Origin of the sequence: Ectothiorhodospira variabilis (genome assembly GCF_022227625.1) — a bacterium.
In the GTDB taxonomy this organism is placed as follows: domain Bacteria; phylum Pseudomonadota; class Gammaproteobacteria; order Ectothiorhodospirales; family Ectothiorhodospiraceae; genus Ectothiorhodospira; species Ectothiorhodospira haloalkaliphila.
In genome coordinates this window covers 82456-105406 of record NZ_JAJNAO010000006.1, presented here as the reverse complement: position 1 = coordinate 105406, position 22951 = coordinate 82456, and the positions used below count along the sequence as shown (strand labels likewise).

23 protein-coding genes are annotated in these 22951 nt (G+C 62.8%); 9 read left to right on the top strand and 14 right to left on the bottom strand.

Annotation, left to right across the window (positions count from 1 at the left end):
* Window positions 1-7 precede the first annotated feature (7 nt).
* From LPW30_RS08450 to LPW30_RS08435, 4 genes are all read left to right on the top strand, one after another.
* Window positions 8-316, top strand: coding sequence for a DUF485 domain-containing protein (locus LPW30_RS08450; RefSeq protein WP_025281798.1), 309 nt, complete (start codon window positions 8-10; stop codon window positions 314-316).
* Window positions 313-1968, top strand: coding sequence for a cation acetate symporter (locus LPW30_RS08445; RefSeq protein WP_239680611.1), 1656 nt, complete (start codon window positions 313-315; stop codon window positions 1966-1968). Before LPW30_RS08450 ends, LPW30_RS08445 begins: the two co-directional genes overlap by 4 nt.
* A gap of 69 nt (window positions 1969-2037) precedes the next feature.
* Window positions 2038-2469: a GIY-YIG nuclease family protein gene (locus LPW30_RS08440; protein ID WP_239680610.1), complete on the top strand. Its 432-nt coding sequence runs from the start codon at window positions 2038-2040 to the stop codon at window positions 2467-2469.
* Window positions 2470-2529: 60 nt separating this feature from the next.
* On the top strand, window positions 2530-3990 hold the full coding sequence (locus tag LPW30_RS08435; RefSeq protein WP_239680609.1) for a DUF945 family protein: 1461 nt from the start codon (window positions 2530-2532) through the stop codon (window positions 3988-3990).
* A 14-nt stretch (window positions 3991-4004) separates the two neighbouring features.
* Here the strand turns inward: LPW30_RS08435 and purU are convergent, their stop codons facing one another.
* From purU to aceA, 4 genes are all read right to left on the bottom strand, one after another.
* A complete protein-coding gene (gene purU / locus LPW30_RS08430; RefSeq protein ID WP_476588313.1) occupies window positions 4005-4892 on the bottom strand; it encodes a formyltetrahydrofolate deformylase in 888 nt (295 codons plus the stop codon).
* On the bottom strand, window positions 4879-5646 hold the full coding sequence (locus LPW30_RS08425; RefSeq protein WP_025281803.1) for an FKBP-type peptidyl-prolyl cis-trans isomerase: 768 nt from the start codon (window positions 5644-5646) through the stop codon (window positions 4879-4881). Before LPW30_RS08425 ends, purU begins: the two co-directional genes overlap by 14 nt.
* 26 nt (window positions 5647-5672) lie before the next feature.
* On the bottom strand, window positions 5673-6164 hold the full coding sequence (rraA, locus tag LPW30_RS08420) for a ribonuclease E activity regulator RraA (RefSeq protein ID WP_029762480.1): 492 nt from the start codon (window positions 6162-6164) through the stop codon (window positions 5673-5675).
* Window positions 6165-6481: 317 nt separating this feature from the next.
* On the bottom strand, window positions 6482-7792 hold the full coding sequence (gene aceA / locus LPW30_RS08415; RefSeq protein ID WP_025281805.1) for an isocitrate lyase: 1311 nt from the start codon (window positions 7790-7792) through the stop codon (window positions 6482-6484).
* A 338-nt stretch (window positions 7793-8130) separates the two neighbouring features.
* Between aceA and aceK the strand changes: the two genes are divergently transcribed.
* A complete protein-coding gene (gene aceK / locus LPW30_RS08410) occupies window positions 8131-9888 on the top strand; it encodes a bifunctional isocitrate dehydrogenase kinase/phosphatase (RefSeq protein WP_239680648.1) in 1758 nt (585 codons plus the stop codon).
* 14 nt (window positions 9889-9902) lie between these two features.
* Here aceK and pgsA read toward each other — a convergent pair whose 3' ends face one another.
* From pgsA to LPW30_RS08365, 9 genes are all read right to left on the bottom strand, one after another.
* A complete protein-coding gene (gene pgsA / locus LPW30_RS08405; protein ID WP_025281807.1) occupies window positions 9903-10454 on the bottom strand; it encodes a CDP-diacylglycerol--glycerol-3-phosphate 3-phosphatidyltransferase in 552 nt (183 codons plus the stop codon).
* Window positions 10455-10457: 3 nt separating this feature from the next.
* The gene (uvrC, locus tag LPW30_RS08400; RefSeq protein WP_239680608.1) at window positions 10458-12293 is read right to left on the bottom strand and encodes an excinuclease ABC subunit UvrC; all 1836 of its coding nucleotides are present in this window, start codon (window positions 12291-12293) and stop codon (window positions 10458-10460) included.
* A 4-nt stretch (window positions 12294-12297) separates the two neighbouring features.
* Window positions 12298-12939 carry a uracil-DNA glycosylase gene (locus LPW30_RS08395; protein WP_238624889.1) on the bottom strand — a complete coding sequence of 214 codons (642 nt, stop codon included), beginning with the start codon at window positions 12937-12939 and terminating at the stop codon, window positions 12298-12300.
* Window positions 12940-12954: 15 nt separating this feature from the next.
* Entirely contained in the window at window positions 12955-13659 is a 705-nt protein-coding gene (locus LPW30_RS08390) for a response regulator (RefSeq protein WP_238624888.1), read from the bottom strand.
* Between the two features lie 5 nt (window positions 13660-13664).
* The gene (locus tag LPW30_RS08385; RefSeq protein ID WP_239680607.1) at window positions 13665-14132 is read right to left on the bottom strand and encodes a CYTH domain-containing protein; all 468 of its coding nucleotides are present in this window, start codon (window positions 14130-14132) and stop codon (window positions 13665-13667) included.
* A 98-nt stretch (window positions 14133-14230) separates the two neighbouring features.
* The gene (locus tag LPW30_RS08380; protein ID WP_025281812.1) at window positions 14231-15202 is read right to left on the bottom strand and encodes a beta-ketoacyl-ACP synthase III; all 972 of its coding nucleotides are present in this window, start codon (window positions 15200-15202) and stop codon (window positions 14231-14233) included.
* On the bottom strand, window positions 15199-16227 hold the full coding sequence (plsX, locus tag LPW30_RS08375) for a phosphate acyltransferase PlsX (protein ID WP_239680606.1): 1029 nt from the start codon (window positions 16225-16227) through the stop codon (window positions 15199-15201). The genes LPW30_RS08380 and plsX overlap by 4 nt, the downstream gene beginning before the upstream one ends.
* Before the next feature lie 199 nt (window positions 16228-16426).
* Window positions 16427-16621: a 50S ribosomal protein L32 gene (gene rpmF / locus LPW30_RS08370; RefSeq protein ID WP_025281814.1), complete on the bottom strand. Its 195-nt coding sequence runs from the start codon at window positions 16619-16621 to the stop codon at window positions 16427-16429.
* Between the two features lie 63 nt (window positions 16622-16684).
* On the bottom strand, window positions 16685-17224 hold the full coding sequence (locus tag LPW30_RS08365; RefSeq protein ID WP_025281815.1) for a YceD family protein: 540 nt from the start codon (window positions 17222-17224) through the stop codon (window positions 16685-16687).
* Window positions 17225-17489: 265 nt separating this feature from the next.
* On the opposite strand from LPW30_RS08365, the gene LPW30_RS08360 reads away from it, so the two are divergent.
* The 3 genes from LPW30_RS08360 to LPW30_RS08350 are packed head-to-tail and all read left to right on the top strand — an operon-like array spanning window position 17490 to window position 21331.
* Window positions 17490-18908: an acetyl-CoA carboxylase biotin carboxylase subunit gene (locus LPW30_RS08360; RefSeq protein ID WP_239680605.1), complete on the top strand. Its 1419-nt coding sequence runs from the start codon at window positions 17490-17492 to the stop codon at window positions 18906-18908.
* 18 nt (window positions 18909-18926) lie between these two features.
* A complete protein-coding gene (gene oadA / locus LPW30_RS08355) occupies window positions 18927-20750 on the top strand; it encodes a sodium-extruding oxaloacetate decarboxylase subunit alpha (protein ID WP_025281817.1) in 1824 nt (607 codons plus the stop codon).
* Complete coding sequence (locus tag LPW30_RS08350) at window positions 20750-21331, top strand: Maf family protein (protein ID WP_239680604.1); 582 nt, start codon at window positions 20750-20752, stop codon at window positions 21329-21331. The genes oadA and LPW30_RS08350 overlap by 1 nt, the downstream gene beginning before the upstream one ends.
* A gap of 30 nt (window positions 21332-21361) precedes the next feature.
* On the opposite strand, the gene LPW30_RS08345 is transcribed toward LPW30_RS08350, so the two are convergent.
* Window positions 21362-21787 carry an FHA domain-containing protein gene (locus tag LPW30_RS08345; RefSeq protein ID WP_025281819.1) on the bottom strand — a complete coding sequence of 142 codons (426 nt, stop codon included), beginning with the start codon at window positions 21785-21787 and terminating at the stop codon, window positions 21362-21364.
* 184 nt (window positions 21788-21971) lie between these two features.
* Here LPW30_RS08345 and LPW30_RS08340 point away from each other — a divergent pair, with 184 nt between their 5' ends.
* Window positions 21972-22913 (top strand): L-lactate dehydrogenase, encoded by a 942-nt coding sequence (locus LPW30_RS08340; protein ID WP_025281820.1) that lies wholly within the window; start codon window positions 21972-21974, stop codon window positions 22911-22913.
* The last annotated feature ends 38 nt before the right edge of the window (window positions 22914-22951 follow it).

Sequence of the window (22951 nt, the reverse complement as noted above, 5' to 3'; positions counted from 1 at the left end):
AGCATTCATGGACCAAAGCACCATCGACCGCATCAAGGCGGATCCCAACTTCCAGAGGCTGGTGAAAAAGCGCTCACGCCTCGCCTGGAGCCTGAGCGCCATCATGCTACTGGTTTACTACAGCTTCATCATGCTGGTGGCCTTCCTGCCTGACGTCCTGGCCATCCGTCCCTTTGGCGACAGCATCATCACCTTGGGCGTGCCCATGGGCGTAGGCATCATCCTGTTCGCCTTCATGCTCACCGGCATCTACGTGTACAAGGCCAACACGGAATTTGACAAGCTTACCGCCGCCGTCAGGGAGAACGCTGAATGAAACCCTTACTGACCTTCTTGCTGCTGGCCGCCCTGCTGACCGTGGGCGTGGCCCTGGCCGAGCCCAGCGACATCACCGAGGCCGTGGGTGGCAGCAGCTGGACCTCCAGCATCATGTTCATCGTCTTTGTGGTGGGCACCATGGGTGTGACCTACTGGGCCTCCCGCCGCACCAAGACCGCCTCCGACTTCTACACCGCCGGTGGCGGCATCACCGGTTTCCAGAACGGCCTGGCCATCTCCGGCGACTACATGTCGGCGGCCTCCTTCCTGGGGATCACCGCCCTGGTGTACACCTCCGGCTTCGACGGCCTGATCTACTCCATCGGCTTTCTGGTGGGCTGGCCGGTGATCATGTTCATCATGTCCGAGCGCCTGAGAAACCTGGGCAAGTTCACCTTCTCCGACGTGGTCTCGTTCCGCTTTCAGCAGATCCCCATTCGGGTGTTCTCCGCCTTTGCAGGCATCACCATCGTGCTGCTGTACCTCATCGCCCAGATGGTGGGCGCGGGTGCCCTGATCCAGACCCTGTTCGGCATGAGCTTCGAAGTGGCGGTACTGATCGTCGGCATCCTGATCATCGGCTATGTGACTTTCGGCGGCATGCTGGCCACCACCTGGGTGCAGATCATCAAGGCCGTGCTGCTGCTCTCTGGTGCCACCTTCATCGCCGGGATGTCGCTTTACTTCTACGGCTTCAGCCTGGAGGGCCTGTTCCAGGGGGCCGCCGATCGTCACGCTCTGGGTGAGGACATCTTCAAGGTGGGTGGTCTGGTGAGCGATCCCATCTCCGCCATCTCGCTGGGTATCGCCCTGATGTTCGGTACCGCCGGTCTGCCCCACATCCTGATGCGGTTCTTCACCGTGCCCAGCGCCAAGGAAGCCCGCAAGTCGGTGTTCTACGCCACCGGTTTCATCGGGTATTTCTACGTGCTGACCTTCATCATCGGCATGGGCGCCATCGCCTTCGTCATGGGCAACCCGAACTACTTCGACGAGACCGGGCGCATGTTCGGCGGCGACAACATGCCGGCAGTCCACCTGGCCCACGCCCTGGGCGGTGACCTCTTCCTGGGCTTCATCTCCGCCGTGGCCTTCGCCACCATCCTGGCGGTAGTGGCCGGCCTGACCCTGGCGGGTGCCTCGGCCATCTCCAACGACCTGTATGCCAACGTGATCAACAAGAACGCCACCAGCCAGCAGGAGATGCGTGTCTCCCGGGTGGCCACGATCATCCTGGGCATCATCGCCATCCTGCTGGGGATCGCCTTCCAGAGCCAGAACATCGCGTTCCTTGTGGGCCTGGCCTTCACCATTGCCGCCTCCACCACCTTCCCGGTGCTGATCATGTCCATGTACTGGCATGACATGACCACCCGGGGCGCGGTGATCGGTGGCTCCCTGGGCCTGATCTCCGCCGTGGTCATGGTGGTGCTGGGCCCGAATGTGTGGGTCGAGGTGATGGGCAACGAAGAGGCCATCGTGCCCTACAGCAACCCCGCCCTGTTCACGGTGACCATCGCCTTCCTGGGCATCTGGGCCTTCTCCAGGCTGGACCGCTCCAAGCGGGCCGCCGAGGACCGTCGCCGGTTCGAGGCCCAGTACATCCGTTCCCAGACGGGTATCGGCATCAACAAGGCCGCAGAGCATTGATGCCACCGGGCGTCACCTGCCGGTGACGCCACGCCAGGTGGGTGGGAGACATGGCATACTGAACGGGCCATGTCCCTGCCCACCACCTATCAGTTGTACATCCATCTGCGTCGACCCTGCCGGATACAGGCAGGGCGACTTCCCACCCATCGACTGCCGGCCGGCTGGTACATCTACACCGGCAGCGCCCGGCAACATCTCGATGCCCGTGTCGAGCGGCATCTGCGCCGCCAAAAGACCCGACGCTGGCACATCGACTGGCTGCTCACCCGCGCGGAGGCCCGCGTGGTTCACGTCACACTGCATCACGAAGCCGAATGCGCTCTCAACGCCCGCATGGGCGGAGACAGCCTGATCCCCGGGTTCGGGGCCAGCGATTGCAGGGCGGGCTGCATCAGTCACCTACGCTACCTGGGCGAACAGGTTCCACACCCCGTGCCACCCTCCCAGCTCACCCAACGCAATGCCGGCCTCAAGGCCTTTCGTCGTGCGCGCCGGTGATGTGGATCCCCGGCCGCTCAGGCATTACCCTTGACCCCTCATCTGTTGACGAGATCAGCCATGGCCCCTCCCAGCAACATGCCCCCCGCCCGCCAACGGACCGCCCTGATCATTCTGGCGCTGCTCCTGATCCTGGCGGTGATCGTCCTGGGCGCCAATCACCTGGTGCATCGTGCCGCAGCACAAGAGGTCGAGGCGACGCTTCAGGCCTGGCAGGATCAGGACACCGACACGCCCGGACTGCACCTGCGCTGGGCCGATTACGATCGTGCCACCGGGGAACTCCAATACCGGTTGCGCTACATCCCTGAGGCACACGGCCCCGTCTGGGAACTGCTGGCCGACCTGCAGGACACCCGCACGCCCCGCCTGGAAACCTCCGGCACCGCCCAGGTCACCACGCGGGGACTGGCCGGCCTGCTGGGCACGATCGCGCGCGTGGAGGGCGGCCTCACGCTCTCCGACACCTGGCGATCCATCCTGCCGGACTTTGAGGACGATGACTGGCTTCGCTACCAGGTGGACGTGCACACACGGGGCCGGCATCAAGCCGCCCTGAGCGGAATCGCCTACGCCGGTCGTATCCTGGACGCTCAGGGCGAGCGCACGGGCGAAGCCTCCTGGCGCCCCTGGTCCCTGCATGCCCGCCTGGCCAATGAGGACCGACTGGCGCATCTGGAAGCCTCCCTGCCACGCCTGTGGCTGCGGGAGCAGGACGGGGACCTGGATGCCCTGCTGGAGGACCTGAGCCTGTGGCTGGAAGACGCCATGCTGGACGGAGGCCTGGTGATTGTGGGTGATTCCCGACTGTCCCTCGGGCATCTCTCCGTGGAGGAACCGGAGGGCACCCTGTCCCTGAAGCAGCTGGCCATGAACTGGAACAACCACCGTGATGGGGATCGGTTCCGCGACCGCATGGCCTTCTCCCTCGGGCGCGTTTCCCTCAATGGCGAACGGGTGGTGGATCAGGCCCAATTTCAGCTCAGCTCGGATCTCGGCTACGAGGTCCTGCGCGACCTGGCGGCCCTGGCAAACAATCTGGATCCGGAGGCCGACCTGACCCGGCAGGACGAGGAACGTCTGGAACGGGCCTTCACCGCCCTGCTCCGCCAGGGGGGCGAGATCATTCTGGAGCAGGTGTCAGTGGCCAGGGACGATACCGGCGCCCTCTCGGGCCAGGTCAGCCTCGGTCTCAGGGAAGACCCCGACTTCGAACTGGACGGAGAACTCCAGCAGCTGCACAACCTGTATGGCGGCCTGCGGCTCACCTTTGACGAACCTTTGGTCCAGTCCATCATGGAGCGCTCCCTTAGGGCCCAATGGCCCCACGTGAGTGAGGCCCATCTGGCGCAGATGGTGGAGCAGCAGTGGCGGGAATGGTCGGTGATCCTGGGCATGATGCCCTTCGTCACCGAGTGGGAAGACCAGCGCGTCACCCTGGCCCTGGAACTGGAGGACGGCGTCCTCAAGGTGGAAGGCCGTCAGGTGATGAACCTGCGCGACCTGATGGGGATGTTCTGAGCCCCCCTGACGAACTAGCTGAAGACCACCGTCTTGTTCCCATGAATCAGCACACGGTCCTCCAGGTGGTAGCGCAACCCCCTGGAGAGCACCGTGCGCTCCACGTCACGCCCCAGGCGGACCAGTTCATCCACCGTATGGTCATGCCGCACCCTGACCACGTCCTGTTCGATGATGGGCCCCTCATCCAGCTCATCGGTCACGTAATGGCAGGTGGCGCCGATCAGTTTCACCCCCCGCTCGAAGGCCTTGTGGTAGGGCCGGGCCCCCACGAACGAGGGCAGGAAACTGTGATGGATATTGATCACCCGCCCGGCAAAGCGCTGGCACATCTCCGGGGGCAGGATCTGCATGTACCGGGCCAGCACCACCACATCGGCCCGGGCCTCCTCCACCAGGGATGAGATCCGCTCGAAGGCGGCTGTCTTGTGCCGCGGATCCACCGGCACATGGTAATAAGGGATGCCATGCCACTCCACGTAGTCCCGCATGGTCTCGTGGTTGGAGATCACGCAGGGGATCTCCAGAAACATCTCCTGGCTGCGCCAGCGATACAGCAGATCCGTCAGACAGTGATCCTGACGGCTCACCAGCGGCACCACCCGGCGGGGCCGGCTGGCGTCGGTCACCTGCCAGTGCATGCCATAGGCCTCGGCCACGGGCGCAAAGGCGCCCCTCAGGCCATCGGCATCGAAGGGGAGCGTGCCCGCGTCGATCTCATAGCGCATGAAGAACCAGCCGGTCACCGGATCACAGTGCTGGCTCGCCTCGGTGATGGACCCCCCATGACCCGCCAGAAAGCCGCTCACGGCGGCCACGATACCTACCCGATCCGGGCAGGATACCGTCAGACGAAAACGAACGGGTGTACCAGGCACCGACAGACCCTCAGCAACGTGCACCAAAGGTCAGCTCAGGGCAGGAACGGGTCACCGACTTGCCCGACTCGATCCAGCCCATGATGCCCTCGGTGACATTGTGTACGTTCTCATACCCCCCCTGCTCCGCCATGGCCTGGGAGAGGAAGGCCGTGCGGTTGCCCACGCGGCAGATGATGGCAAAGGACTCGTCCCGTTCAACCAACCGGTTCAGCTCCGCCGGAAAGGCCGGGTTGAAACGCCCCTGCTCATCGAAGGCCGTGAGCAGCACGCTCCCTTCCAACACGCCGGTCTGCTGCCATTCATCGGGACGGCGGATGTCGATCAGGGTCACACCCGACTCCAGCAGGGCTTCCAACTCAGCATTGCTCACGTTCGAGTAGGCAGGCCCTTCCACGCGCACCAGTTCCACTTCAAAGCGCAGCGTCGCGTCCGGTGGAATCACACCACCCGCCCCCCGGGACCCGTAGGCCAGGTGCGGCGGGATGACAAGCTCCCGCTTGCCGCCCTCCTTCATTCCCTCAAGACCCATTTCCCAACCAGGAATCACCTGCCCATGGCCCAGCACAAGGCGCAGCGGCTCGCCCCGGTCGTGACTGGAATCAAACTGCGTACCATCCTCCAGCCAGCCGGTGTAATGCACATGCAACGTGTGGTGCATCGCTGCCCGATCACCCTCGCCCGCCTCGATCTCCTTGATCTGGACCTCTGCCGAAGCATGCCCCGCAGCCAGCAGCAAGAAAGAACACAGCACAGCAAAAAGTCGTGGGATCCGCATGGTTTCACCTCAAAAACGGGACACAATCAGCCAGGGCGCACCACAATACCATCTTCATCCGCAAACAGCAGATCCCCCGGTCGGAATTCCACGCCCGCAAAGCGCACCGGGATATTCTCCTGCCCCACCCCCATCTTCCTGCTCTTGAGGGGATGCGTGGCCATCGCCTTCACCCCCAGGGACAATGCCCCGCAGGCCCGGGAATCCCGAATGCAGCCATACATCACCACACCGGCCCAGCCATTCTTCACCGCCAGGATGGCCAGCTGATCCCCCAGCATCGCACACCGCATGGAGCCCCCGGCATCCACCACCAGCACCTTGCCGCGTCCATCGGTGCCCAGCATCTCGCGCACCTTGGAATTGTCCTCAAAGCACTTCAAGGTCACGATCTCGCCGGAGAAGGCCTTCTCCCCGCCAAAATCCCGAAAGATCGGCTCACACACCTGGATATCGCCGTCCTCGTGCTCATCACACAAGTCCGCCGTACCCTGAAAATTCAATCGCTCGGATGTCATCTGCACACTCCTGATCATTTAACGTCAAGCCACAATGCAAGGGCCTGGGTGGGGCCAGGTGGCCTGTAAGCGGGTGTCAGCCGCATGGATGCGGCTGCCAAGCCTACAGGGACGTATTCACGGCGCCCCGCGGTCAGGACACCTGGCCCCACCCAGGCCCGTTCGCAAGCCACTGAAACACCGCAATGCCCCGATGCCCGTCGGCCCACCACCCACACCCCGAGGGGCCGCATATAACGAAAAGGGCCGCACCCCCCGTTTCCGGTTGATGCGGCCCTTTGAAGGTCCCGTTCAGTTCGGGCCAGCCCAGGCAGGCCTTAGCCGCTGAACTGATCTTCCTCGGTGGAACCCTTCAGCGCGGTCACCGAAGAGGTGCCACCCTGAATCACGGTGGTGATGTCGTCGAAGTAACCGGCACCCACCTCCTGCTGGTGAGACACGAAGGTGTAACCCTTGTCGCGTGCCGCGAACTCGGGCTGCTGCACCTTCTCCACATAGTGCTTCATGCCCTCGCCGCGGGCATAGTCGTAGGCCAGATCGAACATGTTGTACCACATGTTGTGGATACCGGCGAGGGTGATGAACTGGTACTTGTAACCGTACTCGGACAGCTTCTCCTGGAAATGGGCGATGGTCTTGTCGTCCAGGTTCTTCTTCCAGTTGAAGGAGGGAGAGCAATTGTAGGCCAGCAGCTGGTTCGGGTTCTTGGCGCGCACGGCCTCGGCGAACTCACGGGCAAAGCCCAGATCCGGCGTGCCGGTCTCGCACCACACCAGGTCAGCATACGGGGCATAGGCCACACCGCGGGAGATGGCCTGCTCCAGACCATTCTTCACCCGGTAGAAGCCCTCGGCGGTACGCTCGCCGCTGACGAACGGACGATCGTTCTCATCAAAGTCAGAGGTCAGCAGGTTGGCGGCCTCGGCGTCGGTACGAGCCAGCAACAGGGTGGGCACCCCCATCACGTCGGACGCCATACGGGCGGCGATGAGCTTGTGCACCGCTTCCTGGGTGGGCACCAGCACCTTGCCACCCATGTGACCGCATTTCTTCACCGCGGCCAGCTGGTCTTCGAAGTGCACGCCCGCGGCGCCGGCGGTGATCATGTTCTTCATCAGTTCGTAGGCATTCAGCACACCGCCGAAGCCAGCTTCTGCATCTGCCACGATGGGCAGGAAGTAATCGATACCGTCCTTGTCTTCCGGGCTGATGCCACGGGACCACTGGATCTCATCGGCACGCTTGAAGGCGTTGTTGATGCGACGCACCACCGTGGGCACGGAATCATAGGCGTACAGGGACTGGTCCGGATACATGGTCTCGGAGGTGTTGGCATCCGCCGCCACCTGCCAACCGGACAGATAAATGGCCTCGATACCGGCCTTGGCCTGCTGCACGGCCTGACCACCGGTCAGGGCGCCCAGGCAGTTCACGTAACCCTTCTTCGCGTCGCCATTGACCAGCTTCCACAGCTTCTCGGCGCCGCGGCGGGCCAGGGTGTGCTCAGGCTGAACGGAGCCACGCAGGCGCACCACGTCCTCAGCAGTGTAGCCGCGCGTCACATCCTTCCAGCGCGGATTTTCTGCCCAGTCCTTTTCGAGCGCCTTGATCTGTTCATCTCGGTTCATCATGCCTAATCCTCTGTCACTATATCGTTGTGGCCCGTATCCCGGGCGGGGGTCTCTCGGTCCGGACAGGACAACGTATGGCCGAACGTTCTCGTGTGGGCCCCGGTGACGCAGACCGGAAACCCGCTTATCTGCTTACCCGACGACTCCACCCGACTTCTCGAATGGAGGGGCCAAGCGTAGTCTAGACTCAGACAAAAGCCAGCAAGAAATTTCAATAGTAACCATTTGCTGGTGCAATGCAACATAGCAACTGATGCAAACAGAGTAAATACTGTAGTAAATTCGACATGACGACGGCACACACCGCTCAGGCGACCAAAGGCGACCAGCAGACCATGAATGACCGCGCGCGGCAGATCGCCCGCTCCATCCTCACGGGTTTTGAACGCCACTTCTCGTTCTTCCAGGAAATCACCAGCAGTGCCCGGGAACGCTTCGAGCATGCCGACTGGGAGGCCGTTCGGGCCGCGTCAGTCAAACGGATCAGTTCCTACGACGGGCGGGTGCAGGAAACCCTCTCCAAGGTGCGCGCCACCTTCGGTATCAATGGCCTGGAGGAACAACTGTGGCAGCGGGTGAAGATCTCCTACATGGACCTGCTCCAGCACCACTCCCGCCCGGAACTGGCAGAAACCTTCTACAACTCGGTGTTCTGCCGCCTTTTTGAGCGCAAATACTACAATAACGACATGATCTTCCTGGAATCCGTGGCCAACCGACAGGAACTGGCCGAGCGTTACCGGGGCTATCTGTCCTTCCATACCCGCGATGGGGGCGTGGAAACCTGCATCTGGGAGATCCTCTCCGCCTTCTACTTCAACCTGCCCCACGCCGACCTGTCCCAGGATGTGAGCAACATCACCGAGGCCCTGATCGAGCGATCCGCATTCGGCTCCGAGGCCATGTCGGATCTGCGCATCGACGTGCTGGAGTTCCCCTTCTTTCGCAACAAGGCCGCCTACCTGATTGGCCGTGTGGTGCACGAGGGGCACTGCCACCCGTTCATCGTGCCGCTCACCAACAACGAACACGGCGGCATCGTCGCCGACGCGCTGCTCACCACCGAGGAGGAGGCCGAAGCGGTGTTCAGCTTTGCCCGGGCCTACTTCCTCGTGAAAACCCCGGTCCCTGCGGCCACCGTGGCCTTCCTGCAGGATCTGATGCCCAACAAGGCCGTGGCCGAACTCTACATGAGCCTGGGCTTCCACAAGCAGGCCAAGAACGAATTCTACCGGGACTTCCTCCACCACCTGGCCGACAGCGACGACCTGTTCGCCCTGGCCCCGGGTACGCCGGGCCTGGTGATGATGGTCTTCACCCTGCCCTCCTACCCGTATGTATTCAAGGTGATCAAGGACCGCTTCCCGCCGCAGAAGGATGTCACCCACGAATTGATCGAGCGACGTTACCTGCAGGTGAAGATGCACGACCGGGTGGGCCGCATGGCCGACACCCTGGAGTTTTCCGAGGTGGCCTTCCCCCTGTCACGGTTCTCCCCGGAACTGCTGGAGGCCCTGCAGAACGAGGTGGGTTCCCAGGTGGAGGAAAGCGACGGCATGCTGGTGATCAAGCACCTGTATATCGAAAAGCGCATGCTGCCGCTGGACGTCTTCCTGCAAAGTGCCAATGAGGAAGAAGCACGTCATGCCCTGCATGAATGGGGACTGGCAGTGAAGCAGTTGATGGGCGTGAACATCTTCCCCGGCGACCTGCTGTTCAAGAACTTCGGGGTCACCGACAGCGGCAAGGTGGTGTTCTATGATTACGATGAGATCTGCTATCTCACCGAGTGCCATTTCCGCAAGATCCCCGAATCCCCCTTCCCCGAGGACGAACTCAGCTCGGATGCCTGGTATTCAGCCGGCCCCAACGAGGTCTTCCCCGAGGAATTCCCCACCTTCCTGAGCACCGACCCCAGGGTGCGCCGCACCCTGATCAAGCTGCACCCCGACCTGTTCGACTACCGCTACTGGCAAGCGCGACAGGAGGACGTGAAGAAAGGCATCCATGGCGATGTCTTCCCGTATCGCCAGTCGGTCCGCTTCGACAAATCGACCGCTCAGCGACCAGCGGCCCAGGCCGCCTCCGCCTGAACCGATGGCTCAGGCTACTCGCTGATGCGCATGGCTGCCCGCAGGTAGTGGAACATGGACCACAGGGTGAGGCCAGCGGCCACGTAGAGCAGGACCATGCCAATGCTCATACTGGGCAGAGCAAGGATGGGCTGGCCGTAGAGCAACAGGAAGATGGCCACCATCTGCGCGGTGGTCTTGAGCTTGCCGATCCAGGACACCGCCACCGCCCCTGACTGCCCCAGCTGCGCCATCCACTCCCTCAGGGCGGAGATGGCGATCTCCCTGCCGATGATCACCACCGCCGCCAGGGTGAGCAGAACGCCACCTGGGTTGTCTACCAGCAGCACCAGGGCCGTGGCCACCATGAGCTTGTCGGCCACCGGGTCGAGAAAGGCACCAAACTGGGATGTCTGCTCCAGGCGCCGCGCCAGATAGCCATCCAGCCAGTCCGTCACCCCTGCCAGGGCGAAGATGAAGGCGCTCACCGGGCCGGAGAGCGGGTGAGGATAGTAGTACGTGACCACGATCAAAGGGATCAGGGCGATCCGCAGCCAGGTCAGCAGATTGGGGATGGAGAATGTCATGAATCAGTCGTCGTGTAGCGAATCGAATATCTGCTGCGCCAGCTTGCGACTGATGCCGGGCACCTTGGCGAGCTCTTCCACCCTGGCACTGCTGACGCCCCTCAAGCCACCAAAATGCTTGAGCAGTTGCTGGCGACGCTTGGGCCCCATACCGGGAATCTGCTCCAGCGGTGACGTATTGCGTGCCTTGGCACGCTGCTGACGGTGTCCCGTGATGGCAAACCGGTGCGCCTCGTCACGGACCTGCTGAATCAGGTGCAGTGCCTTTGAGCTGGGCGGCAGTATAGACGGGCCGCGTTCATCGCTCAATATAAGCGTTTCCAGGCCCGGCCGGCGATCCTCGCCCTTGGCGATGCCCACCACCATCACACCCTCCACCTGCAACTCCTCCAGCACCTCCAAGGCCTGACGCACCTGCCCCTTGCCACCATCGATGAACAGGATGTCGGGCAGACGCGCCTCCCCCTCCTTGAGACGGGTGTAACGCCGATGCAAGGCCTGGTGCATGGCCGCGTAATCATCCCCGGGGGTGATGTCACGGATGTTGAAGCGTCGGTAATCCGACTTGAGCGGACCTTCGGGGTTGAAGACCACACAGGAGGCGACAGTGGCCTCCCCCTGGGAGTGGCTGATATCAAAACACTCCATGCGTGTGGGCACCTCCTCCAGCTCCAGGGCTTCCCGCAGGGCCTCCAGGCGCTCACGCATCCCGGCCCTGCCGGCCAGACGCGTGGCCAGCGACATCTGAGCATTGCGCTGGGCCATCTCCAGCCAGCGCGCACGCTCGGCGCGCACGTTCCAGGCAAGGGTCACCTTGTGGCCCCGTTGCATGGCAAGCATTTCCTCCAGCAGTTCCGGTTCCTCCGGGGCATGACTGACGATGATCTGGGGCGGCACCTCCCGGGACAGGTAATACTGCCCCAGGAAGGCCGTCATCAGTGCTTCGCCACTGGTTTCCTCCGGCAGGCTGGGGAAGAGGGCCCGGTTGCCCAGGTTCAAGCCACCGCGAATGGAGAAGACCTGCACACACACCTGCCCCCCCTCCAGGGCCGCGGCGATGATATCCACATCCCCGCCCTCACCGCTCACATACTGCCGCTCGGAGATCTGCCGCAGTCGGGTGATCTGATCACGCAGCTGGGCCGCCCGCTCGAACTCCAGGCGAGCCGAGGCCGTCTCCATCTCGGCCACCAGATCCCGCATCACCTGATCGCTGCGACCCTCGAGAAAATCCACCGCATGCTTCACATCGCGGTCATAAGCCAGGGGATCGATCAGCCCCACGCAGGGAGCGGTGCAACGCTTGATCTGGTATTGCAGGCAGGGGCGTGAGCGATTCTCGAAAAAACTGTCCTTGCAGGGGCGGATCAGAAAGAGTTTCTGCAACAGGTTGAGCGTGTCGCGCACCGCCGGGGTGGATGGATACGGCCCAAAGTAGCGCCCTGGCTTCTTGCGGGCGCCACGATGAAACGTCAGGCGTGGATAGGTGTGCTGGGAGAGGTGGATATAAGGGTAGCTCTTGTCATCTCGCAGCAGCACGTTGTAGCGCGGCCGGTGCTGCTTGATGAGGTTGTTCTCCAGCAGCAGGGCCTCGGCCTCGGTGGTGGTCACCGTGACCTGCACATCCCGTATCTGCGCCACCATGGAACGGATGCGGGGGCTGGGCAGGTTGCGGCGAAAATAGCTGGACACCCGGTTTCTGAGGTTCTTCGCCTTGCCCACGTAGAGCACCACGCCATCCTCGTCCAGCATCCGGTAGACACCCGGATGGCGGGTCAGTCCGGCCAGGAAGGACTTGGCATCAAAGCCCGGTTCCGGTGCAGACTCTTCCGTCACCATGGGATCAACGGGAGTCCAGGCGCTGGCGCAGATCCGCGAAGACAGCCTGAAACATCTCCGGCGTCAAGCGGCGGGTCTGGGTGTTGTAGCGACTGCAGTGGTACGAGTCCACCAGGGTGAGACCGCCGGGCAGATCATGGAGGCGATGATGACCGAAGGGATGATCCTTGAGTTTCAGGTTCCGTGCCCTCAGGACGGCCTGATGGGCGATGGCACCCAGGGCCAGCACCACGGCGGAATTGGGCAGGGTTTCCAGTTCCGCGGCCAGATAATCATTGCAGGCGCGAACCTCTGTCCCCTGGGGTTTGTTCTGGGGCGGCAGACACTTCACCGCATTGGTGATGCGGCAATCCTTCAGGGTCAGCCCATCGTCACGGGAACGGGATTCAGGATGGCTGCCAAAGCCCATGTCGTACAGGGTGCGGTATAGCAGGATGCCCGCATGGTCGCCGGTGAAGGGCCGGCCCGAGGCATTGGCACCGTGCATGCCCGGCGCCAGCCCGACAATCAGCAAGCGGGCATCGGGGTCACCGAAGGGAGGTACGGGGGCGGCATGATAACCAGGATGCGCCTCGCGCACCTGGGACAGAAACCCCACCAGTCGGGGGCACCGGGTACAGTGGAGGTCAAATACGGTTCGGGACACGACAGCGCACAGACCTCAGGCGTCTTCGGAAGGATCCGGAGCGGTGATGCCATGATCCATGGCCATGCGCAGCAGCTCGATATCGCTGGAGCACTCCAGCTTGTCCCGCAGGCGGGCCTTGTAGGTACTGACGGTCTTCACATGCACGCCCAACTCATTGGCAATCTGCTGTTGCTTGCATCCCTTCACCAGAAGCACCAATATCTGGCGCTCTCTGGGAGAAAGACGGGCCAGGGCATCCTTCGTCCCGGCGCTATCGCCCCCCGACAGTTGATGGGCGATTTTCGGGCTCACATGCCGGTCACCGCGCACGGCCAAGCCGATGGCCTCGATCAACTCGTCCACCTGACACCCCTTGGTGAGATAACCCGAAGCCCCGCTATCCATCAGCCAGCGGGGGAACGGCCCCTCGTCCTGAACGGTGAGCACGATCACCTTGGTCCCCGGGTAACGGGCCAGTACCTGCCGGGTGGTCTCAAGCCCCCCCATGCCGGGCATGTTCAGGTCCAGCAACAACACATCCGGGCGCAGACGTGGCAATTGCTCCAGGGCCTCCTCACCGGAACCGGCCTCGCCCACCACATGGATACCGGTCTGCGCAGAGCGGGATTCCAGCAACCCACGAATACCGATGCGCACCAGTTCGTGATCATCCACCAGCAGCACGTCCACCATGCGCGGACTCAACCCGCTACCGGCTCCGTCGTGATCTCGGGACATTGCGACTACCAATCCTTGTAAGGGTGTTGCACAAGACTCGTGTTGTAATAGCGCGGGTCATGGGAGACCTCTTCGCCGGCCCAGGGGGGTATGGCCGGCTCCTGCTCGGCATGCTCCAGCTCCACCTCAGCCACCACAAGACCGGCATTGTCTCCCTCGAACACGTCCACTTCCCACAGGTGATTCCCCACCGGCACGAAATGACGGATCTTCTCGATCAAGGGATGATGGCACAGGGATTCCAGCAGGTCATGAGCATCGGCCGCCGGGATGGAATACTCGAACTCCTGACGCTGCACACCCAGCGTGGCGCTCTTGATGTTCAGGTCCGCTTGCTCATCGGACACGCGCACCCGCACCGAAGCGCTCTTGTTACCACACAGATAACCCTGCCTGAGCTTCACGCTCTTTGTGACATGCTGCTTCCAGGCATCAGAAACCACGAGGAATTTTTTTTCGATTTCCTGTCCCATGGCACCACCGAAAGATTGCGACGACCCATACCTTAGCATGATCGACGGACATTCGGTTCACGCCCACGCAAACGCCAGGCCCACGGGCAGGAGCGAGCCTAAAAGTACACCAACGCCGAACCCCAGGTGAAACCGCCACCAAAGGCTTCCATGAGCACCAGCTGACCGGGCTGGATACGCCCATCGCGCACCGCCTCATCCAGGGCCATGGGTACCGAGGCCGCCGAGGTATTGCCGTGATTCTCCACGGTCACCACCACCTTCTCCATGGGCAGTTTCAGCTTGCGCGCCGTGGCCTGAATGATGCGGATATTGGCCTGATGAGGGATGAGCCAGTCCACCTGGGATTGCTCCAGGCCATGCTTTTCCAGGGTTTCCTCGACGATCCGCCCCAGGGTGTTGACCGCCCACTTGAAGACCTCGTTGCCCTTCATCTGCAGATAGGCTTCGCCGGCAATCATGTCCTTGTAGCCACGCCCCACTCCCCGGGGCACGCTCAGCAGATTCTCGTAACGGCCATCCGCGTGCAGGTGCGTGGAGAGTACACCGGGCTTGTCCGATGCCTCCAGAACCACGGCGCCGGCACCGTCTCCAAAGAGCACGCAAGTGCCCCGGTCGTTCCAGTCCAGGATACGGGAGATGGTCTCTGCTCCCACCACCAGGGCGCAACGGGCACTGCCCGCCCGAATGAACTGGTCGGCCACGCCCAGGGCATAGACAAAGCCCGTGCACACGGCCTGCACATCGAAGGCCGGGGAGCCGTTGTGCACGCCCAGACGCTGCTGCAACAGGCAGGCCGTGCTGGGAAAGACCTGGTCCGGGGTGGTGGTACCCACAATGATCAGATCAATGTCCTCGGGGCGGCGCCCAGCCATTTCCATGGCTCGACGGGCCGCCTGCTCCGCCAGATCGCAGGTGCTCTCGTCGTCCGCCACCACATGGCGCTGAGCAATGCCGGTGCGCTCGCGGATCCACTCATCCGAGGTCTCCACGATCTTTTCCAGATCCCGGTTGGTCAGAACCTTCTCCGGAAGATAGCTCCCGGTCCCTGTTATACGGGAATAGATCACGATGCCGACTCCTCATTCAGCAGCTCTCCCAGCCGCTTGTCGATGCGCTGCGGTACCCGCTTGCGAGCCTCGATGCGGGCAATGCGGATGGCGTTCTCGAAGGCCACTGCATCGGCCCCACCATGGCTCTTGATCACCACGCCCTGCAGCCCCAGCAGGCTGGCCCCATTATAGGCTCGGGGGTCAATGCGACCACGGAACTTGCGCAATACCGGCATGGCCACCAGGGCGGCCAGGCGACTCAGCAAGCTGCGCTTGAATTCGGCCCGCATGTAATGCGAGACCATCCTTGCCACGCCCTCGCTGGTCTTGAGCGCCACGTTGCCCACAAAGCCGTCGCAGACCACCACATCCACGTCACCGCAGTAGATGTCGTTGCCTTCAACGAAACCGATGTAGTTCAGGTGGCTCTGCTCCAGCATATGGGCCGCTTCCTTCACCTGGTCATTCCCTTTGATGTCCTCCTCACCAATATTCAGCAGGCCCACCCGTGGATTGCTGACATTGTCCACGGCGCTGGCCAGCTCGGAGCCCATCACGGCGAACTGGTACAGATGACTGGCCGAGCAGTCCACGTTGGCACCCAGATCCAGCATGTGGGTGTGGCCCTTGATGGCGGGGATGGCGGTGATGATGGCGGGGCGATCGATCCCCGGGAGGGTCTTGAGCACGTAGCGGGCCGTGGCCATCAGGGCGCCGGTGTTGCCGGCACTGACGCAGGCATCCGCCTGCTGGTGCTTGACCAGGTTGATGGCCACCCGCATGGAGGAGTCTTTCTTGTTACGCAAAGCCTGTGTCGGGGGCTCGTCCATGCCCACCACCTGGGCCGCGTGATGGATGCGCAGCCGATCCGAGGGCGCCTTGCCAACGGCGGCCAGTTCCTTCTCCAGCCGTGCCTTGTCGCCCACCAGGATGAGGTGGATATCGGAAAACTCGGCCAGTGCCTTGAGTGCCGCCGGAACAACCACATGGGGGCCGTGATCACCCCCCATGGCATCCAGTGCGATGGTAAAGAGACCGCTCATGGACAAACTCTTTTTTGATCTGCACAGGAAAGCCTCGCGGGATACTTGACCCCACGAGGTCGATAGCGGAGGACCAAACGGCCCACCGGCAATGGCCTCGTCGGTTGCCCGGCAGTCCGTCGACTCATACCCCTGACCGGCGTGACACCAGTGTCCCAAGGGTCATGCATCAACATCACCGGCAACCCGGGACCCGATTTTACTCGTCGTCTTCTTCCAGATCCTTGGCCTTGATCACCTGACGACCACGGTAAAAACCGTCGGCACTGATGTGATGACGACGATGCAGCTCACCGGTGGTGGGCTCAACGGACAGGGTGGGACCGGTGAGGGCGTCGTGGGAACGACGCATGCCGCGACGGGAACGGGTGGTACGACCTTGTGCAACAGCCATGATGTCTCTCCAATTATAAAGCGTTCTGTGCCGCCGGGGTTTCCCCGCCGGCGGCCGTGTCAATCAACCGTCGTCGTCCAGGCGCCCCTTCAGGGCACCCAGGGCAGCGAACGGGTTGTCTTCCTGCTTGCGGAGTGTCTCCACCTCCGCCTGCGAAAATTCTTTCAATGGCTGATCCGGGCAGCGGTCATCCGCATGCATGGGGACCGTCGGCAACGCCAGGAGCAGTTCGTCCTCCACCAGCGCCCAGACCGAAATCCGCCCGTCTTCCAGCATGACCGGCTCAAGCTCGACCGGCAGCTCCTCGATGGAGCGTCCTTCATCGAGCACCACGCCCTCGAAGGTGGTATCCACTGGCCAGGTCATGGACCCCAGGCAGCGCTGGCATTGCAAGGCCAGCTCAGCCTGGGCGCTGCCGAACACCTTCACCTGCCCACCATGCTCCCGCCCGAATCGCAGCGACACTCGTGCTGGCGCGGCCAGTGCGATACCCGCTGCAACCAGACGCGGCAGGCTCGATGCTTCCAGCAGGCCCTCCAGAGGGCGCGTGTTACCGGCGAGGCGAAACGGGTCGACCCGCTCGGGAAGGGTGGTCTCGGACATAAGCGCGCAATTCTAGAGGGCTTATCGCGGAACTGTCAAAACGAATTCGCGATCACGGCTTGAAAAACCGTGCTTCGTTCACGGATACTGACGGTTTGATGACAATCTGCGGGCTGCACGCGGCCCGCTCCTCTTCCCCATGCTTGGGTCGAGAGTCGGCTTTTTCAAGGTGCACGGGCCAGGCCCCGGGCAGCGAATCCTGCCCCGACCAGGCCAGGCACCAACCCATGAATCAATCGCCTCAGCGCAGGCGCGGGACCTGTTCGTGATAAAGAAGCTTCTGATCGCCAACCGCGGTGAGATCGCCGTTCGTATCATCCGCGCCTGCGCGGAGATGGGCATCACTTCCGTGGCCGTGTACACCGATGCGGACCGCCACGGGCTGCATGTCAAAAAGGCCGATGAATCCTACTCCATCGGCCCCGACTCCCTGTCCGGCTACCTGAACGTGCACCGCATGGTGAACATGGCCCGCACGGCCGGCTGCGATGCCATCCACCCGGGCTACGGATTTCTCTCCGAAAACCCCGAATTTGCGCAGGTTTGCGCCGACCGCGGCATCCAGTTCGTGGGGCCGGACAGCAAGGTCATCAGCCGCATGGGCGACAAGGTGGCGGCGCGCGAGGCCATGATCGAGGCGGGCGTGCCCGTCATCCCGGGCAGCGAGGGTAACCTCTCCGATGTCGAGGAGGCTGTCAGCCTGGCCCGCGACATCGGCTACCCGGTCATGCTCAAGGCCACCAACGGGGGCGGTGGCCGCGGCATCCGTCGCTGTGATGACGAGGCCAGCCTGCGCCGCAATTATGACCGCGTGCGATCCGAAGCCACCAAGGCCTTTGGCAGCACCGAGATCTTCATGGAAAAGGCCATCGTCAACCCGCGCCACATCGAGGCACAGATCCTGGCCGACCGCCACGGCAACGTGATCCACCTCTATGAGCGGGACTGCTCCATCCAGCGGCGCCATCAAAAGCTGGTGGAGATCGCCCCCTCGCCCCAGCTCAGCCCCGAGCAGCGTGAATACGTGGGCGAACTGGCCGTGCGCGCCGCCCGGGCGGTAGGTTACGAGAACGCCGGCACCGTGGAATTCCTCATGGATGCCGACGACAGCTTCTACTTCATGGAGATGAACACCCGCCTGCAGGTGGAGCACCCGGTTACCGAAATGATCACCGGAGTCGACATCGTGCAGGAGCAGATCCGTATCGCCGCTGGTGAGCCGCTGCGCTACAGCCAGGATCAGATCAGCTGCCGAGGCTTCGCAATAGAGTTTCGTGTCAACGCCGAAGACCCGAAGAACGATTTCCTGCCCAGCTTTGGTCGCATCACCCGCTATTTTGCCCCCGGTGGACCGGGGGTACGCACCGACGGTGCCATCTACACCGGTTACCACATCCCGCCCCATTACGACTCCATGTGCGCCAAGCTCATTGTCTGGGCGCTGGACTGGGAATCCCTGATCCCTCGGGCCCGCCGCGCCCTGAACGACATGGGCGTATACGGCGTGAAGACCACCATCCCGTATCATCTGGAGATCCTGGACAGCGAGGCCTTCCGCAAGGGCAGCTTCGACACGGGTTACGTGGATGCCCACCCGGAACTCACCCAATATTCCGTTCGTCGCCCCACCCGGGAACTGGCGGCCGTGATCGCCGCTGCGATTTCCGCTCACAAGGGTCTCTGACCAGAAGGTAATGCACTGATGTCCAAGGTAACGATCACCGACCTGACCCTGCGAGACGGCCACCAGAGCCTGATCGCCACGCGCATGCGCACGGAGGACATGCTCCCCATCTGCGAGAAGATGGACGCGGTGGGCTTCTGGTCCCTGGAAGTCTGGGGCGGCGCCACCTTCGACGCCTGCCTGCGCTTTTTGAAGGAAGACCCATGGGAGCGCCTGCGCCAGTTGCGCGAAGCCCTGCCCAACACCCGCCTGCAGATGCTGCTGCGCGGCCAGAACCTGCTGGGCTACCGCCATTATGCCGACGACGTGGTGCGCGGCTTCGTGGCCAAGAGCGCCGATAACGGCATGGATGTCTTCCGCATCTTCGACGCCATGAACGACACCCGCAACGTGCGCGTGGCCATCGAGGCCGTCAAGAAGGAAGGCAAGCACGCCCAGGGCGCCATCAGCTACACCACAAGCCCGGTGCACACCCCGGAGCAGTTCGTGACCATGGCCCGCGAGATGGTGGACATGGGCTGCGACAGCATTGCCATCAAGGACATGGCCGGCCTGCTCACACCCTATGCCACGGGCGAGCTGGTCTCGGCCCTCACCGACGCGGTTGCCGTTCCCATCCACCTGCACACCCATGCCACTGCAGGTCTCTCCGAGATGTGCCACCTCAAGGCGGTGGAGCACGGTGCGGCCAACATCAACACCGCCATGTCGGCCTTTGCCGGCGGCACCAGCCACGCCCCCACGGAGAGCATGGTGGCGGCCCTGCATGACAGCCAGTACACCACCGGCCTGGATCTGGCCGCACTCCAGGAGATCGGCTTTTACTTCCGGGAGATCCGCAAGAAATACCACCAGTTCGAGAGCGAGTTCACCGGCGTGGACACCCGCGTGCAGACCACCCAGGTGCCGGGCGGGATGATCTCCAACCTGGTCAGCCAGCTCAAGGCCCAGGGAGCCCTGGACAAGGTCAACCAGGTGATGACCGAAATCCCCCGGGTGCGAGAAGACCTGGGCTATCCGCCCCTGGTCACGCCCACCTCCCAGATCGTGGGCACCCAGGCGGTGATGAACGTGCTCACCGAAGAGCGTTATCAGACCATCACCAACGAGGTGAAGAGCTATCTGCAGGGTCGGTATGGCCGCACCCCGGGTCAGGTGAACGCCGTGGTGCGCCGCAAGGCCATCGGGGATGCGGAGGTGATCGAGTGCCGCCCTGCCGATCTGCTGCAGGACGAGATGGACGCACTGCGCAAGCAGGTGGGCGACCTGGCCCGGTCGGAAGAGGACGTAATGATCTACGCCATGTTCCCGGACCTGGGTCGCGAGTATCTGGAACATCGCCGCGACGGCAAGCTGGTGCCCGAGCCGCTGGAGCCTGTGGGCGCCAAGGCCGAGGAAAAGAACGCCCCGGTGGAGTTCAAGGCCACCCTCCACGGCGAGACCTACCACATCAAGGTCACCGGCACCGGCCACAAGCGGGATCACGAGCGTCCCTTCTATGTGACCGTGGACGGCATGCCGGAAGAGATTGTCGTTGAGACCCTGGACGAACTGGCGCTGGATGGTGACGGTGGTGCCCGACGCGATGGCCCGCGGGGCAGCGGTCGTCCCCGTGCCACCAAGCCCGGCCACGTGAGCACCTCCATGCCTGGCACCATCATTGATGTGCTGGTGAAGGAAGGCGACGAGGTCAAGGCCGGTGACGGGGTGCTGATCCTGGAAGCCATGAAGATGGAAACCGAAGTCCAGGCCCCCGTGGGCGGTGTGGTCAAGGCCATTCATGTGGCCAAGGGTGACAGCGTCAACCCGGACGACGCCCTGGTGGAGATCGAGGGCAGCTGATGAACCCCGGACTCGTCCTGGCCTCGACCTCGCCGTTCCGCCGCGAATTGCTGCAGCGCCTGGCCCTGCCCTTCGATACCTGCTCACCCCAGGTGGATGAGACCCCGAAGGCAGGAGAGGCCCCGGGTGCCATGGTGGCCCGCCTGGCCGAGGCCAAGGCCCGGGCGGGTGCCGAGCAAAAACCCGACAGCCTCATCATCGGCTCCGACCAGTGCGCCGAGCTGGATGGTCGGATACTGGGCAAGCCCGGCAGTCATCAACGGGCCGTGGAACAGCTGGGGGCGGCCTCGGGCCGCACGGTGGTCTTCCACACCGGGCTGTGCCTGCTGAATGCCGTCACCGGTGAGGCGCAGGTGGACCTGGCAACCTTCAGGGTGCGGTTTCGCTCACTGAGCGCCGAGCAGATCGAGAACTACCTGCGCAAGGAACAGCCCTACCAGTGTGCTGGCAGCATCAAGTCGGAAGGGTTGGGAATCGCACTGTTCGAGGCAATGGAGGGAGACGACCCCACGGCACTGGTGGGACTCCCGCTCATCCGGCTGTGCAGCATGATGGAGCGGGCAGGCCTTGCGGTCGTGTAGGCCCGGTCGTGCGCCGGGCCCGGGGCACGATCAGTGGGGCACGGAAAAGCTCACCAGATGCGTATCGTCTTCGGCTACCGGGCGTCCCAGGCTGATCAACCCCTCCCCCACCAACGGCAATTCCTCCCCGTTGAGCAGGCAGATTTCGTCATTGCCCTGCAAACGCACATAGGTTCCGTTCGTGCTCTGATCGATGAGCACGAACTTGCCCTTGCGATAGATCACCCGGGCATGATGCCTTGAGGCCACGGGCACCGACACCATCAGGTCGCAGTCATGGCTGCGGCCCAGCACGAACACCCGGGCACCTGCGGTAAACCAGTGTTCCTCCCCGTGCAAACCGAACACCATACGGGCATTGAGGTCATAGAGTGCACGCATGCTCTCCGCACTGATCCGCTGCGTGGGGGAGCGTTCCTCGTGATCGTCGCCTGGATTATCCGGAGAAGCTGTCATATACCGCGTATCCTCTTGAAAGGCCTGAAGAGAAACAGGCCCTGACCAGTCCGTGATTATGCCGTGAAACCTGCGGAAGTTTTGTGATGTTCTACCAGAATCAGTCATCATGACAAGCGTTGCCATACCACAGCAGATACATTGCCCCTCTTGAGGGGGGCACCCAGCCCAGGAGAGTTCTGCCATGGCCAAGAATAGTGTAGGCATCATCGGCACCGGCAACGTAGGGGTTGCCGCCGCCTATTCCATTTTTCAACGACAGATCGCCGGCAATCTGATCCTGGTGGACCGGGATCATCAGCGGGCCGAAGGCGAGGCCATGGACCTGATGCACGGCCAGTCCCTGGTGGGACGGGTCATGGTCCGGGCCGGCGACTATGCCGACCTGGCCGACTGTAGCGTGATCGTCATCACTGCCGGCGTCAACCAGAAACCCGGCGAGTCGCGCCTGGAACTGCTCAACCGCAACGCCGCCGTGTTCCGCGAGATCGCCGGTCATCTTGACCGCCACGCGCCCGACGCCGTGCTGGTGATTGCCACCAATCCGGTGGACATCCTCACCTACGCGATGCAGCGCCTCACACAACGACCGGCCCAACGCGTGATCGGTACCGGCACCATGCTGGACACCTCCAGGTTCCGCGCCGCACTGGGTGAATACTATGGCGTGAACCCCCGTTCGGTGCACGCCTACATCATGGGCGAGCACGGTGATTCCGAGGTTCCCATCTGGAGCAGCGCCAAGGTGGGCGGGCTTAACCTGTTCGAGCAGACGGTCAACGGGCGGCAGTTCGACGCCCAGGCCATGGAGAGATTATTTCAGCAGGTAAAGACTGCCGCCTTTGATATCATCTCGCGCAAGGGCTACACCAACACCGCCATTGGCCTGGTGATCGCCTATCTGGTGCGCGTGATCCTGGAAGATCAGAAGAGTGTTCTGGCGGTGAGCGTGGACCCTCAGGGAGACTATGGCCTTGAGGATGTCTGCCTGAGCGTCCCCTGCATCGTCGGTCGGGATGGCATTGAGTCCCGTGTGGCGCCATTGATCAACGATGCGGAACTCAAGGGCATGCAGGCATCGGCGCAGGTCCTCAGAGACAGCCTCAAGGGCATGTCCATCGATTGAACGACAAAGGCCCGACTGAACGGGTCCCGACCCCCTTC

Coding starts and splice junctions, on each gene's coding strand:
- LPW30_RS08450 (WP_025281798.1), top strand. CDS start 8: ATGGACCAAAGCACCATCGACCGCATCAAGGCGGATCCCAACTTCCAG.
- LPW30_RS08445 (WP_239680611.1), top strand. CDS start 313: ATGAAACCCTTACTGACCTTCTTGCTGCTGGCCGCCCTGCTGACCGTG.
- LPW30_RS08440 (WP_239680610.1), top strand. CDS start 2,038: ATGTCCCTGCCCACCACCTATCAGTTGTACATCCATCTGCGTCGACCC.
- LPW30_RS08435 (WP_239680609.1), top strand. CDS start 2,530: ATGGCCCCTCCCAGCAACATGCCCCCCGCCCGCCAACGGACCGCCCTG.
- LPW30_RS08425 (WP_025281803.1), bottom strand. CDS start 5,646: ATGCGGATCCCACGACTTTTTGCTGTGCTGTGTTCTTTCTTGCTGCTG.
- rraA (WP_029762480.1), bottom strand. CDS start 6,164: ATGACATCCGAGCGATTGAATTTTCAGGGTACGGCGGACTTGTGTGAT.
- aceA (WP_025281805.1), bottom strand. CDS start 7,792: ATGAACCGAGATGAACAGATCAAGGCGCTCGAAAAGGACTGGGCAGAA.
- aceK (WP_239680648.1), top strand. CDS start 8,131: ATGAATGACCGCGCGCGGCAGATCGCCCGCTCCATCCTCACGGGTTTT.
- pgsA (WP_025281807.1), bottom strand. CDS start 10,454: ATGACATTCTCCATCCCCAATCTGCTGACCTGGCTGCGGATCGCCCTG.
- uvrC (WP_239680608.1), bottom strand. CDS start 12,293: ATGGTGACGGAAGAGTCTGCACCGGAACCGGGCTTTGATGCCAAGTCC.
- LPW30_RS08390 (WP_238624888.1), bottom strand. CDS start 13,659: ATGTCCCGAGATCACGACGGAGCCGGTAGCGGGTTGAGTCCGCGCATG.
- LPW30_RS08385 (WP_239680607.1), bottom strand. CDS start 14,132: ATGGGACAGGAAATCGAAAAAAAATTCCTCGTGGTTTCTGATGCCTGG.
- plsX (WP_239680606.1), bottom strand. CDS start 16,227: ATGAGCGGTCTCTTTACCATCGCACTGGATGCCATGGGGGGTGATCAC.
- rpmF (WP_025281814.1), bottom strand. CDS start 16,621: ATGGCTGTTGCACAAGGTCGTACCACCCGTTCCCGTCGCGGCATGCGT.
- LPW30_RS08365 (WP_025281815.1), bottom strand. CDS start 17,224: ATGTCCGAGACCACCCTTCCCGAGCGGGTCGACCCGTTTCGCCTCGCC.
- oadA (WP_025281817.1), top strand. CDS start 18,927: ATGTCCAAGGTAACGATCACCGACCTGACCCTGCGAGACGGCCACCAG.
- LPW30_RS08350 (WP_239680604.1), top strand. CDS start 20,750: ATGAACCCCGGACTCGTCCTGGCCTCGACCTCGCCGTTCCGCCGCGAA.
- LPW30_RS08345 (WP_025281819.1), bottom strand. CDS start 21,787: ATGACAGCTTCTCCGGATAATCCAGGCGACGATCACGAGGAACGCTCC.
- LPW30_RS08340 (WP_025281820.1), top strand. CDS start 21,972: ATGGCCAAGAATAGTGTAGGCATCATCGGCACCGGCAACGTAGGGGTT.